The organism is Bradyrhizobium sp. UNPA324 (genome assembly GCF_006658635.1).
In the GTDB taxonomy this organism is placed as follows: domain Bacteria; phylum Pseudomonadota; class Alphaproteobacteria; order Rhizobiales; family Xanthobacteraceae; genus Bradyrhizobium; species Bradyrhizobium nanningense.
Map to the genome: position 1 here is coordinate 1,608,638 of NZ_LFJD01000004.1, position 12,757 is coordinate 1,621,394.

Consider the following 12,757-nt stretch of genomic DNA (forward strand, 5'->3'; position numbering starts at 1 on the left):
AATCACTTCTGCAGGGCGCCCTGCCCTCAAGGCCTCGGACGGGGCGCCGGTGCCCGGCCGCAAAGGCCGGGCATGACAGGTCGAATTACTCGGCCGCTTCCGACGTCGGCGCCGGTCCTATCTTGGAGTTGTGCAGGTCGACGTTGAGGCCGAGCGAGCGCATTTCCTTGACCAGCACGTTGAACGATTCCGGAATACCGGCCTCGAACGTGTCGTCGCCGCGCACGATCGCCTCGTACACCTTGGTACGGCCGGCGACGTCGTCCGACTTCACCGTCAGCATCTCCTGGAGCGTGTACGCCGCGCCGTAAGCCTCGAGCGCCCACACCTCCATTTCGCCGAAGCGCTGGCCGCCGAACTGCGCCTTGCCGCCCAGCGGCTGCTGGGTGACGAGCGAGTACGGACCGATCGAACGCGCGTGGATCTTGTCGTCGACCAGATGGTGCAGCTTGAGCATGTAGATGTAGCCCACTGTCACCTTGCGATCGAACGGATCGCCGGTGCGGCCGTCATAGACGGTCGACTGACCCGAAGCGTCGAGACCGGCAAGCTTCAGCATCTCCTCGATGTCGGCTTCCTTGGCGCCGTCGAACACCGGCGTCGCGATCGGCACGCCGCGGCTTAAGTTGTGGCCGAGCTCGAGCAGCTCGTTGTCGTTGAGCGACTTGATCGTCTCGTCGTCGCCGTAGACCTTCTTCAAGGTCTCCTTCAACGGCTTGATGTCCTGCTTCGACAAATAGGCATCGACCGTCTGGCCGATACGCTTGCCGAGGCCGGCGCACGCCCAGCCGAGATGGGTCTCGAGGATCTGTCCGACGTTCATGCGCGAGGGCACGCCGAGCGGATTGAGCACGATGTCGGCATGCGTACCGTCTTCGAGGAACGGCATGTCCTCGATCGGCACGATCTTCGACACCACGCCCTTGTTGCCGTGGCGGCCGGCCATCTTGTCGCCGGGCTGGATCTTGCGCTTCACCGCGACGAAGACCTTGACCATCTTCATCACGCCGGGCGGCAATTCGTCACCGCGCTGAAGCTTCTCGACCTTGTCGAGGAAGCGCTGTTCAAGCCCCTTCTTCGACTCGTCGTACTGCTTCCGCATGGCCTCGATCTCGGCCATCAGCTTGTCGTTCGGCGAAGCGAACAGCCACCACTGCGACTTCGGGTACTCCTCGAGCACCGCACGGGTGATCTTGGTGTCCTTCTTGAAGCCCTTGGGACCTGCAATGCCCTGCCGCCCTTCGAGGAGCTCGGCAAGACGGTTGTAGACGTTGCGGTCCAGGATCGCCTGCTCGTCGTCGCGGTCCTTGGCCAGACGCTCGATCTCTTCCCGCTCGATCGCCAGCGCACGCTCGTCCTTGTCGACGCCGTGACGGTTGAACACGCGAACTTCCACGATCGTGCCCTGCACGCCCGGAGGAACGCGCAGCGAGGTGTCGCGAACGTCGGAAGCCTTCTCGCCGAAGATGGCGCGCAGCAGCTTTTCTTCCGGCGTCATCGGGCTTTCGCCCTTCGGCGTGATCTTGCCGACCAGGATGTCGCCGGCGCGCACTTCCGCGCCGATGTAGACGATACCGGCTTCGTCGAGGTTCTTCAGCGCTTCTTCCGAGACGTTCGGAATGTCGCGGGTGATTTCCTCAGGCCCGAGCTTGGTGTCGCGGGCCATCACCTCGAACTCCTCGATGTGAATCGAGGTGAAGACGTCTTCCTTCACGATCCGCTCGGAGAGCAGGATCGAGTCTTCGAAGTTGTAGCCGTTCCACGGCATGAACGCGACGAGCACGTTCCGCCCCAGAGCGAGCTCGCCGAGATCGGTCGAGGGACCGTCGGCGATGATGTCGCCCTTCTTGACGATGTCGCCGACCTTCACCAGCGGACGCTGGTTGATGCAGGTCGACTGGTTGGAGCGCTGGTACTTCATCAGACGGTAGATATCGACGCCCGACTTGGTCGGATCGAGATCTTCCGTGGCGCGGATGACGACGCGGGTCGCGTCGATCTGGTCGATCACGCCCGAACGGCGCGCCGCGATCGCAGCGCCCGAGTCACGCGCGACCACGCCCTCCATGCCGGTGCCGACGAACGGCGCCTCGGCGCGAACCAGCGGCACCGCCTGGCGCTGCATGTTCGAGCCCATCAGCGCGCGGTTGGCGTCGTCGTTCTCGAGGAACGGGATCAGCGCCGCGGCGACCGAAACGAGCTGCTTCGGCGACACGTCCATGTAGTCGACCTTGTCCGGCGTCACCGGCAAGACTTCGCCGGCATGACGGCAGACCACGAGGTCTTCGGTGAAGCGGCCCTTCGGGTCGAGCGGCACGTTGGCCTGCGCGACCGTGTAACGGCCCTCTTCCATCGCCGAGAGGTACACGACCTCGTCGGTGACGCGGCCGTCCTTGACCTTGCGATACGGCGTCTCGACGAAGCCGTACTTGTTCACGCGCGCGAAGGTCGCGAGCGAGTTGATCAGGCCGATGTTCGGACCTTCCGGCGTCTCGATCGGGCAGATGCGGCCGTAATGGGTCGGATGCACGTCGCGGACTTCGAAGCCGGCGCGCTCGCGGGTCAGACCGCCCGGTCCAAGTGCCGACAGGCGGCGCTTGTGGGTGATCTCCGAGAGCGGGTTGGTCTGGTCCATGAACTGCGAGAGCTGCGAGGAGCCGAAGAACTCGCGCACGGCGGCAGCCGCGGGCTTGGCGTTGATCAGGTCCTGCGGCATGACCGTGTCGATGTCGACCGAGGACATGCGCTCCTTGATCGCGCGCTCCATGCGCAAGAGGCCGATGCGGTACTGGTTCTCCATGAGCTCGCCGACCGAACGCACACGGCGGTTGCCGAGATGGTCGATGTCGTCGATCTCGCCCTTGCCGTCGCGCAGGTCCACCAGCGTCTTGATGACGGAGAGGATGTCTTCCTTGCGCAGCGTACGCTGGGTGTCGGGCGCATCGAGGTCGAGGCGCATGTTCATCTTGACGCGGCCGACCGCGGACAGGTCGTAACGCTCGGCGTCGAAGAACAGCGACTGGAACATCGCCTGCGCCGAATCCAGCGTCGGCGGCTCGCCCGGGCGCATCACGCGGTAGATGTCGAACAGCGCGTCCTCGCGCGTCATGTTCTTGTCCGCCGAGAGCGTGTTGCGGATGTAGGGGCCGACATTGACGTGGTCGATGTCGAGCAGCGGCAATTCCTTGTAGCCGTGCTCGTTGAGCACCTTCATCGACTTGTCGGTGATTTCCTCGCCGGCCTCGGCGTGGATCTCGCCGGTCTTCGGGTTGACGAGGTCCTCCGCGATATAGTTGCCGACCAGCTCCTCATCGGACATGCGCAGCGCCTTCAGCCCCTTCTCCTGGAGCTGGCGCGCGGCACGGACGGTGAGCTTCTTGCCGGCCTCGAGCACGACCTTGCCGGTATCGGCGTCGATCAGATCGTTGACGGTCGAGTAGCCGCGGAAACGGTTGGCGTCGAACGGAACGCGCCAGCCTTCCTTGGTCCGCTTGTAGAGGATCTTCTTGTAGAACGTGGACAGGATCGCTTCGCCGTCGAGGCCGAGGGCGAACATCAGCGACGTCACCGGAATCTTGCGGCGACGGTCGATACGCGCATAGACGATGTCCTTGGCGTCAAACTCGATGTCGAGCCAGGAGCCGCGATACGGGATCACGCGGGCGGCAAACAGCAGCTTGCCCGAGGAATGGGTCTTGCCCTTGTCGTGGTCGAAGAACACGCCGGGCGAGCGGTGCATCTGCGAGACGATGACGCGCTCGGTGCCGTTGACGATGAAGGTGCCGTTCATCGTCATGAGCGGGATGTCGCCCATGTAGACGTCCTGCTCCTTGATGTCCTTCACCGACTTCGCGCCGGTTTCCTCGTCGATATCGAACACGATGAGGCGCAGCGTCACCTTGAGGGGCGCCGCGAAGGTCATGCCGCGCTGGCGGCACTCGTCGACGTCGTATTTCGGCTGCTCGAACTCGTAGCGGACGAATTCCAGCATCGAGGTGCCCGAGAAATCGGAGATCGGAAACACCGAGCGGAACACCGCCTGCAGACCCTCGTCGAGACGGCCACCCTGGGGTTCATCGACCATCAAGAACTGATCATAGGACGCCTTCTGAACCTCGATGAGGTTCGGCATCTCGGCCACTTCCTTGATATGTCCGAAGAACTTGCGAACGCGTTTGCGACCGGTGAATGTCTGCTGCGCCATCGTGGCCTCTCATTTTCGTCGCCCGATCTGGGCGCGCCGTCCAGGACGCGGCTGCCACCGCTCCCCGGGTTGAATTTTTCGAACCCGTTTTGGGGGCCGCAGACTCAGTTTCAGGCGAGAATGTCCTGAATCTGTTCTTCAGACCTTCAAAACGCAAAACGACGCGCGGGGCGCTGGTGCGCGCCCGCCCGTCACAACGATCGTCTTCACGGACTGCAAAAGCCCGAAATAGCTTGCTCTCCCAACGGCTTACAGGGAATCCAGCACCCTGCCCACCGCGCTTTCGTGCTGCCGACCCGATATGGGGCGACAATAGTGGAGATTCGAGGGGTAGACCCTCAAATCCCCACACTTTTTCGTGTTCAGCCCGCGTCGGGACGTTCCGTCGCACGCCTTTTGCATTAGGCCCCAGTCTTTCCGATCGTCATGGCCGGGCTTGACCCGGCCATCCACGATCTTGGGACGAGATCCCGGGTCTCGCTGCGCGAGCCCGGGATTTCGCTGAAGTAACTTGCGTTACTTCAGCTCGACCTTCGCGCCAGCCTTCTCGAGCTGGGCCTTGATCTTGTCGGCTTCTTCCTTGTTCACGCCTTCCTTCAGCGGCTTCGGAGCACCCTCGACGAGGTCCTTTGCTTCCTTCAGGCCGAGACCGGTGATGGCGCGGACTTCCTTGATGACCTCGATCTTCTTGTCGCCGGCGCTGGCGAGAACGACCGTGAACTCGGTCTTCTCTTCCGCCGGAGCGGCAGCAGCGCCACCGCCAGCCGGGCCGGCCACGGCGACGGCCGCGGCAGCCGAAACGCCCCACTTCTCTTCGAGAAGCTTCGCCAGTTCAGCAGCTTCGAGCACGGTGAGGCTCGAGAGGTCGTCAACGATCTTCTGCAAGTCAGCCATTGTTCAGTTTCCTTACGTGTAAGTCTGGTTCGGGTTTGAGTTTTGCGAAGGGCGTCAGGCCGCTTCGCCCTTTGAGGCATGAGCCTGGATGACGCGCGCGAGCTTGCCCGCGGGCGCATTGGCGAGCTGAGCGATCTTGGTCGCCGGGGCCACAAGCAGGCCGACGATCTTGGCGCGCAGCTCATCAAGCGACGGCAGTGAGGCAAGCGCCTTCACGCTGTCGACATTCAGGACGGTCTTTCCCATCGAGCCGCCAATGATGACGAACTTTTCGTTCGCCTTGGCGAATTCGACGGCGACCTTTGGCGCCGCTACCGGATCGTTCGAAGTGGCGATCACGGTCGGTCCCTTCAGCATGGGGCCGATGGCAACGACGTCAGTGCCTTCAAGAGCAATTTTGGCGAGACGGTTCTTCGAGACCTTCACCGCGGCACCAGCCTGCTTCATCTGCATGCGCAGCTTCTGCATCTGGGCAACGGTCAGGCCGGAATATTGAGCAACGACCGCGACGCTCGTGGTCTTGAAGACCTCATTGAGCTGTTCGACCGCCTCTTTTTTTGCCGCTCGTTCCACAGCAAGCTCTCTCCGGTTGGCGGCCATCGCGAAAAGCGGGACCGCCGGGTTGCACCCATCGTCCCGCCCAAACCTGAACCTCCGGGCCAAAACCCTAAGGACACGCCGGGCAAGACGACAATTCAAAGCCTGCCCTCCGGGAGCACCTGAAGGCGCCCACGGCGTGTCGAGGTCCGAACCAGACCCGTTTCGCAGATCAGCCCTTAAAGCTGTATGCGAAGTGAAATCCGGTCTTCACCCGTCTATGCAGGCCATGCGATTAAGCCGTTGAGAAATCGAAATTCCCCGCGGGCGCCTGCAGTCTTGGACAGGACAAGGTCAGCCGGCGAACCGCCCGACCTCTGCCCACATTCCTCCAACCGACGGGTTTTCCTTCCTTTTCGGGCAAATCCTCACGGACGTCCTGAAAAGGAATGATCTCCTGTCGTGTCAGGTTTTCGGAATGCGTGCACGAACGCGCCAGCCGAAGCCGGCACGTTCGGAGGCGGTTCTTTAACCGCTCGGGGCCCGCTTGCCAAGAGCAAAATTCACACCAGTTCCAATCCGTTGCCGGATGGGCTTGACCGGGGCCGATATGGACCGATTCAAGCCGATTTCACCCCATAAGGCAGCGGCTTCCCCTCGAAGAACGCGGTCAGGTTCGCCAGCACGCAGTTCTGCATGGCAACGTGTGATTCGAGGGTATGGCCGCCGATATGCGGGGCGAACACCACGTTCGGCAGCGCGGTCAATGCATCTGGCGCGTGCGGTTCCTTCTCGAAGACGTCGAGGCCGGCGCCGGCGATGGTCTTGTCGGCGAGCGCCGCGACCAGGGCCTTCTGGTCGATGACAGAGCCGCGGGCGATGTTGACGACATAGCCGTCCGCGCCGAGGCGCTTCAGGATGTCGGCGTTGACGACGTGCTGGGTCTCGGCGCCTGCCCGGACCGCGATCATCAGCACGCTGCACCACTCCGTGAGCGCCTCCAGCGACGGGAAATATTGATAGGGCAAATCATACTTGCTGCGGCTGAAATAGCCGATCTCGCTCTCGAAAGCGGCGCAGCGCGCGGCGATCTTGCGGCCGATCTCGCCCATGCCGTAGACGCCGATGCGGCGGCCGGGCATGCCGGCTTGCGGACGCATCATCGGCGACGGCTTCGAGGCGGCCCAATCGCCACTGCGGACATATTGGTCGGCGACCAGGATCCGCCGCGTCGTCGCCAGCATCAGGGTCATCGCGATGTCGGCGACCGAAGCCGCATTGGCGCCGGGACTGTGGCCGACCGCAATGTTGCGGCTGGCGGCCGCGGTCAGGTCGACGCCGTCATAACCGGTGCCGTAGCAGACGATCGCACCGAGCTTGGGAAACATGTCCATCGCCTCCGCACCGAGCGGTGTGCCGCCCGCGGTCAGCAGCGCGCGGATGCCGCCGAGCTCCTCGGCCGGAAACACGTCTCGCGCGGGCTTGCCGCCGGTATCGAGCAGCTCGAAGCGCTCGGCGAAGCGCGCCATCATCGTCTTGGGAAAGCGCGAATAGATCAGGACCTTGTCAGGCATTGTTCTTGTTTCCCGGTTCTTGTTTCCGACGAGCGCCGCCACAAACGACGAGGGGCGGAATCGGTTGCCCAATTCCGCCCCTCGCCTCACGTCACTTCGAAGTCTTAGCCGAGAATGGTGCCCGGCTCGACCTTCACGCCGGGGCCCATCGTCGAGGACACCGCAACGCGCTGGATGTAGGTGCCCTTGGAGCCGGCGGGCTTGGCCTTGGAGACGGCGTCAGCCAGGGCCTTGATGTTCTCGACCAGCTTTTCCTCGGAGAACGAGGCCTTGCCGACGCCAGCCTGCAGGATGCCGGCCTTCTCGACGCGGAACTCGACCGAGCCGCCCTTGGCACCCTTCACCGCGCCGGTGACGTCCATGGTCACGGTGCCGATCTTCGGATTCGGCATCAGGCCGCGCGGGCCGAGCACCTTACCGAGACGGCCGACCAGCGGCATCATGTCGGGGGTGGCGATGCAGCGGTCGAAATCGATCGAGCCGTTCTGCACCTTCTCGACCAGGTCTTCGGCGCCGACGACGTCGGCACCCGCAGCCCTGGCCTCATCGGCCTTGGCGCCGCGGGCGAACACGCCGACGCGGAGCGTACGGCCGGTGCCGTTCGGCAGGGTCACGACGCCGCGGACCATCTGGTCGGCGTGACGCGGATCGACGCCGAGGTTGATTGCGATCTCGATGGTCTCGTCGAACTTCGCTTTCGCGCGCTCCTTGACCATCTTGATGGCGTCCGCGAGCGGATAAAGCTTCTCGCGGTCAACGCCTTCGCGGGCTTTGTTCAAACGCTTTCCGATTGCCATGACCGCTTACCCCGCAACTTCCAGGCCCATCGAACGGGCGGAGCCCTCGACCATCTTCATGGCCGATTCGATGGAATCGCAATTGAGATCCTTCATCTTCTTCTCGGCGATCTCGCGCACCTGCGCGCGGGTCACCTTGCCGGCCTTGTCACGGCCCGGCGCCTTCGAGCCGGACTGGATCTTGGCAGCCTGCTTGAGGAAGAACGACATCGGGGGCGTCTTCATCTCGAAGGTGAACGAACGATCGGCGTAGATCGTGATCACCACGGGAATCGGGGTGTTCTTCTCTTCCTTCTGGGTCTGGGCGTTGAACGCCTTGCAGAACTCCATGATGTTGAGACCGCGCTGACCGAGCGCGGGACCGATCGGGGGCGAAGGATTCGCCGCACCGGCCGGGACCTGAAGCTTCAGGTATCCGGTCACTTTCTTTGCCATGTATCACTCCTGTTGTGCCGGCATGTCGCCGGCGGTTTCAGGTTCGTGGTCGGGATCAACGGGCGGCTGGCAACCGCCCTCGTCCTCCCACGGCCTCTCGTTGCGCAAGACCGAAGTCTCACGCATTACCCGATCAGACCTTCTCGACCTGACCGAATTCCAGTTCGACCGGCGTGGCGCGACCGAAGATCGACACCGCGACCTTCACGCGCGAGCGCGCCTCGTCGATTTCCTCGACGACGCCCGAGAACGAGGCGAACGGGCCATCGGCCACGCGCACGTTCTCGCCGATCTCGAACGACACCGACGCCTTCGGCCGTTCCACGCCCTCCTGCACCTGGTGCAGGATGCGCAAGGCTTCGGCCTCCGAGATCGGCATCGGCTTGTTTTCAGCGCCGAGGAAGCCCGTGACCTTCGGCGTGTTCTTGATCAGATGAAACGCTTCGTCGGTCAGCTTCATCTTCACCAGCACGTAGCCGGGGAAGAACTTGCGCTCGGCGTCGATCTTGCGGCCGCGGCGCACTTCCGTGACCTTCTCGGTCGGCACCAGCACCAGCTCGAACAGCTCCTCGAGCCCGCGCTGCTTGGCCTGTTCGCGGATCGATTCGGCGACCTTCTTCTCGAAGTTCGAATAGGCGTGGACGATGTACCAGCGCTTGTCGGACAGTTGAGCGGTTGCTGTTGCCATCAGTGAATGCCCAGAAGGAAGGTGACGAGGTAACGGATGAACTGGTCGGCGGCGAAGAAGAAGATCGAGGCCACGGCGACCATGACGAACACCATGATGGTGGTGATCGTGGTCTCGCGGCGGGTCGGCCAGGTGACCTTGGCGGTCTCCGAGCGCACTTCCTGCAAGAACTTGAACGGGCTGACTGCCATCGTTTTAATGTCCAACGTCCGTCGAAAGACGCGAATGAATTTCAGGGATCCGAACAGCCGCCGTTGGCCCAGCCCTCTGTCTCGAAGGATGAGCCGGAAACCGGGCTCGATTGTTCGGGGATTTCAAAGCCGCGCCGGAGATCCGCGTCTAACGGGCCGGCTGCGAGTGCGGGCTATCTACTGCGGATAGGACCAAAGGTCAAGATATAGAGGGCGCGCCCAGGCCAGCCGACCTCCCCGGGCGGGAGAGCAGAGCCAAGGCGGATCAAAGGCTTATCTGCCCCACCCTGGCACGGCGTGACCGCTGCTCCCAACCGCCGCCTTCAGAGCGCCCCATCGGGGTGCTCTGCCGCTTCGGCCGCCGCGATCAGTCGGCCCGGTCGACCATCGAAACACCCGGCAGCGGCACCACGAACTTTCCGCCTTCGGCGAAATAGCGGGCGTGCTTGGCCCGGATCGGGTCGACGTAGCGCCAGGCGAAGACGACCACGAACGCCGGCTTGCGCTCGTAAAGGGCGGCAGGCGGCAGGATCGGGATGTCATAGCCGGGGCCGGCCATCACGTTCCCCTTCTTGGGGTCGTCGTCCACCAGGAAGTCGATCTTGTTCTCGAGGCCGAACTGCGGCAGCAGGGTCGTGGTGCCGACCGAGACGCCGTAGCCGGCGACGAGCTGACCCCGCGCATGGGCGGCGTCGGCCATCGCGACCAGCTCGTCGCGGATGGCGGCGATCCGCTTCACGTAGGGCGCATAATAGGCGGGCTGATCGACGCCGAGCCGTTCTTCCTCGGCAACGAAGCGCGCGACCTCCGCCGACGGTTTCTTGGCGCCACCGGCGCGCTGCACGGTCACGCGGATCGAGCCGCCCTTGGTCCAGATGTGCTGGACGTCGATCAGCTCCATGCCGAGCCGGGCGAAGAAACGGATCAGCGGCTTGATGTTAAAATACGACAGATGCTCGTGATAGACGGTGTCGAGCAGGTTCTTCTCGGTGACGTCGACGCCGTATTGCGTTTCGAAGACGAACAATCCGTCCGGCGCGAGCACGTCGCGAACGCCGATCACCAAGGGATCGAGATTGTCGACATTGGCGATCATGTTGTTGGCGATCACCACGCTCGCCGCACCATGGCTCTGCAGGATGCGGCGACCGATGGCATCGGTGAAGAAATCGCCGATGGTCTCGATTCCCGCCTCCGTCGCGCGCCGCGCGATCTCGACAGCGGGATCGACGCCCAGCACCCGCATCCCGCGCTCCTTGAAGAAGCCGAGCAGCGATCCGTCGTTGCTGCCGAGCTCGACGACCAGCGAGCCCGGCGCGATGGCGAAGCGGCTGACGACGTCGTTGGCATAGCCCGCGAAATGCTCGCGCAGGCCGAGCGAGAGCGAGGTGGTGTAGACGTAGTTGCGGTACTGGATCTCCGGATTGCCGACATGGAGAATCTGGAGATGGCCGCAATCCCTGCACAGATGCAGCGCCATCGGCACCGCGGCGCGGAACACCGGATCGTCGACGCTGGCGTCGGGGACCTGGAAGTTCGGCGTGCCGATGGGCATGCCTGCCATCGGGACGACCAGCTCTTGCTTGTCCGAATGACAGAGGCGGCAGGTTTGGCGGACGTAGAACAGATTTTTCATCGTGGAACCGAAAAATGAGATAGGCGATCGGGTGAGGCAACCCCACCCCGTGAAAACCAGACCGGCAGCAACGGGCTCAAGCGGGTCATGGTTGGCTCGAGACTTCCTTGCCCAGCCCGTCGTAGCTGGGGGCTTCCTCTGCCGCCTTGGCGGCGTTGTCCGCGGAATACGATCCGCGCTCCGGACTTGCCAGCCAGATCGCACCTCCGACAAGCCCGATGATCACGCTGATGGCGCCCAGCAGCAGCGAAACCGACAGCGCTTGCTCGGAAGGGACACCCGCCAGACCGAGGCAGGCGACCATCGCCCCCTCACGAACGCCCCAGCCGCTGATGGAGATCGGGACCGCCGTCAACAGCACCACCGGCGGAATCAGGACGCCCGCGTCCGTCACCGAGAGCTGCGCGCCGACACCGCGCGCCAAGGCGTAGCAGGCCGCCGCGGTCACGAGATGGATGAGGAGCGCCGATCCGAACAGCAAAGCGCGAGCCTCGGACTGCAGGAGAAGAAACCTGACCAGCGTTCCGAACCGGACGAAGCTTGCGATCGCCGGATGCGCAACGAGGCGCCGCGGCAGACGGTCGAGCGTCAACAGAACCGCGGTGCCGGCGACGCCCGCCAGCGTCAGCCCGCCAATGGCCAGAATCGCAGCCTGATTGGACACGCGTGACGTGAGGAACGGCAATCCGGCCACCATCAGCACGATCAGCCCGATCAAGGCGGTGAAACGATCAGCCGCGACGCCCTTGACCGCCCCTGACCACTGCACGCCACGTTGGCGCAGCAGCCAGATCCGCACAGCGTCCCCGCCGACCGACGACGGCAACACCTGATTGAACCAGAGGCTGATCATGAGAATGCGCCAGCCCGCGAGCCAGTCCAGCGAGACGCCGAGCGCACGCATGATCAGCTCCCACCGGCCGTTGAGCACGAAGGTCTGGAAGAAGATCAGCGTCAGCGCGAGGACGAACAGGAGAGGATCGACCGAGACGAGATGGCGGCGCAACTGCTGCAGGTCGAGACCGCGCGCGATGTAGGCCAGCACGGCGATCGACAGCAGCAGCTTTACCGAAAACAGGGCCGCCTGCTTGAACCGCGACTGCATCGGGTGCCCGCCTCAGGATGCCGGATATTCCGCGCGACCTATGACAAGGTCGATCGCGGCCATCATCCAGAACTGGTGCGTCGTCTCGACAATGTTGTAGCTGCGGCTGTCGACAAAGAAATTGACGTCGCCGAGATTGCGCAGCGGATTGTCCGCATTCATCCCCGACAGCGTGATCACGTCGAGCTTCATCGTCCGCGCCTGCGCAACCGCATTGAGGATGTTCTTCGAGCGCCCCGACGAGCTGATCGCGACGAGGCAGTCGCCGGCACGCCCGTTCAATCGCACAGCGTGCGCGATCCAATCCTCGAAGCCGTAATCGTTGGCGAGGCACGATATCATGCTCGCGTCACTGAAGCAGAGTGCAGGCACCGCTGCGTTCTTCGAAAGATCGATCGCCAGATGCGAGGCGATGCCGGCCGAACCGCCGTTGCCGATGAAGATGACGCGGCCGCCCTGCTCGCGCGTCCGCAACCAGATGGCGCGGGTGGCGGAGATCCTGGCAAAAACGCCGTCGTCGACAGCCGTCGCGCGATGCAGGCGTCCCACATAATCGTCGAGGAAAGCCTTGTGATCGGGATCGACGGACTCGACAGGCATGGTCTGGCGGCTCGGCTGGAACATGACGCCCTGATACCGGCTATCACCAGGGATTGCAAAGGCATAATGCTTGCAAAGTGGGCGAGCGGCTGATAG

11 protein-coding genes are annotated in these 12,757 nt (G+C 63.5%); all 11 read right to left on the bottom strand.

Features of this window, described 5'->3' with window-relative positions:
• Positions 1-85: 85 nt before the first annotated feature.
• Positions 86-4,204 carry a DNA-directed RNA polymerase subunit beta gene (gene rpoB, locus UNPA324_RS07905; RefSeq protein WP_128919609.1) on the bottom strand — a complete coding sequence of 1,373 codons (4,119 nt, stop codon included), beginning with the start codon at positions 4,202-4,204 and terminating at the stop codon, positions 86-88.
• Positions 4,205-4,720: 516 nt separating this feature from the next.
• Positions 4,721-5,098 carry a 50S ribosomal protein L7/L12 gene (gene rplL, locus UNPA324_RS07910; protein ID WP_100177007.1) on the bottom strand — a complete coding sequence of 126 codons (378 nt, stop codon included), beginning with the start codon at positions 5,096-5,098 and terminating at the stop codon, positions 4,721-4,723.
• 54 nt (positions 5,099-5,152) lie between these two features.
• Entirely contained in the window at positions 5,153-5,671 is a 519-nt protein-coding gene (gene rplJ, locus UNPA324_RS07915; protein ID WP_128919608.1) for a 50S ribosomal protein L10, read from the bottom strand.
• 584 nt (positions 5,672-6,255) lie between these two features.
• Positions 6,256-7,209 (bottom strand): 2-hydroxyacid dehydrogenase, encoded by a 954-nt coding sequence (locus tag UNPA324_RS07920; RefSeq protein ID WP_141934303.1) that lies wholly within the window; start codon positions 7,207-7,209, stop codon positions 6,256-6,258.
• 104 nt (positions 7,210-7,313) lie between these two features.
• Positions 7,314-8,006: a 50S ribosomal protein L1 gene (gene rplA, locus UNPA324_RS07925; protein WP_141934305.1), complete on the bottom strand. Its 693-nt coding sequence runs from the start codon at positions 8,004-8,006 to the stop codon at positions 7,314-7,316.
• Between the two features lie 6 nt (positions 8,007-8,012).
• Positions 8,013-8,441: a 50S ribosomal protein L11 gene (gene rplK / locus UNPA324_RS07930; protein WP_128919605.1), complete on the bottom strand. Its 429-nt coding sequence runs from the start codon at positions 8,439-8,441 to the stop codon at positions 8,013-8,015.
• A gap of 133 nt (positions 8,442-8,574) precedes the next feature.
• Complete coding sequence (gene nusG, locus UNPA324_RS07935) at positions 8,575-9,129, bottom strand: transcription termination/antitermination protein NusG (protein ID WP_141934307.1); 555 nt, start codon at positions 9,127-9,129, stop codon at positions 8,575-8,577.
• On the bottom strand, positions 9,129-9,320 hold the full coding sequence (secE, locus tag UNPA324_RS07940; RefSeq protein WP_128919604.1) for a preprotein translocase subunit SecE: 192 nt from the start codon (positions 9,318-9,320) through the stop codon (positions 9,129-9,131). Before secE ends, nusG begins: the two co-directional genes overlap by 1 nt.
• A 367-nt stretch (positions 9,321-9,687) precedes the next feature.
• A complete protein-coding gene (locus UNPA324_RS07945) occupies positions 9,688-10,956 on the bottom strand; it encodes a class I SAM-dependent methyltransferase (protein ID WP_141934308.1) in 1,269 nt (422 codons plus the stop codon).
• Between the two features lie 85 nt (positions 10,957-11,041).
• Positions 11,042-12,061 carry a lysylphosphatidylglycerol synthase transmembrane domain-containing protein gene (locus UNPA324_RS07950; protein WP_141934310.1) on the bottom strand — a complete coding sequence of 340 codons (1,020 nt, stop codon included), beginning with the start codon at positions 12,059-12,061 and terminating at the stop codon, positions 11,042-11,044.
• 12 nt (positions 12,062-12,073) lie between these two features.
• A complete protein-coding gene (locus UNPA324_RS07955; protein WP_141934311.1) occupies positions 12,074-12,685 on the bottom strand; it encodes an SIS domain-containing protein in 612 nt (203 codons plus the stop codon).
• Between the last annotated feature and the right edge of the window lie 72 nt (positions 12,686-12,757).

Bases quoted from the DNA above. Each gene is read 5' to 3' on its own strand.
- rpoB (WP_128919609.1), bottom strand. From the start codon at position 4,204: ATGGCGCAGCAGACATTCACCGGTCGCAAACGCGTTCGCAAGTTCTTC.
- rplL (WP_100177007.1), bottom strand. From the start codon at position 5,098: ATGGCTGACTTGCAGAAGATCGTTGACGACCTCTCGAGCCTCACCGTG.
- UNPA324_RS07920 (WP_141934303.1), bottom strand. From the start codon at position 7,209: ATGCCTGACAAGGTCCTGATCTATTCGCGCTTTCCCAAGACGATGATG.
- rplA (WP_141934305.1), bottom strand. From the start codon at position 8,006: ATGGCAATCGGAAAGCGTTTGAACAAAGCCCGCGAAGGCGTTGACCGC.
- rplK (WP_128919605.1), bottom strand. From the start codon at position 8,441: ATGGCAAAGAAAGTGACCGGATACCTGAAGCTTCAGGTCCCGGCCGGT.
- nusG (WP_141934307.1), bottom strand. From the start codon at position 9,129: ATGGCAACAGCAACCGCTCAACTGTCCGACAAGCGCTGGTACATCGTC.
- secE (WP_128919604.1), bottom strand. From the start codon at position 9,320: ATGGCAGTCAGCCCGTTCAAGTTCTTGCAGGAAGTGCGCTCGGAGACC.
- UNPA324_RS07945 (WP_141934308.1), bottom strand. From the start codon at position 10,956: ATGAAAAATCTGTTCTACGTCCGCCAAACCTGCCGCCTCTGTCATTCG.
- UNPA324_RS07950 (WP_141934310.1), bottom strand. From the start codon at position 12,061: ATGCAGTCGCGGTTCAAGCAGGCGGCCCTGTTTTCGGTAAAGCTGCTG.
- UNPA324_RS07955 (WP_141934311.1), bottom strand. From the start codon at position 12,685: ATGTTCCAGCCGAGCCGCCAGACCATGCCTGTCGAGTCCGTCGATCCC.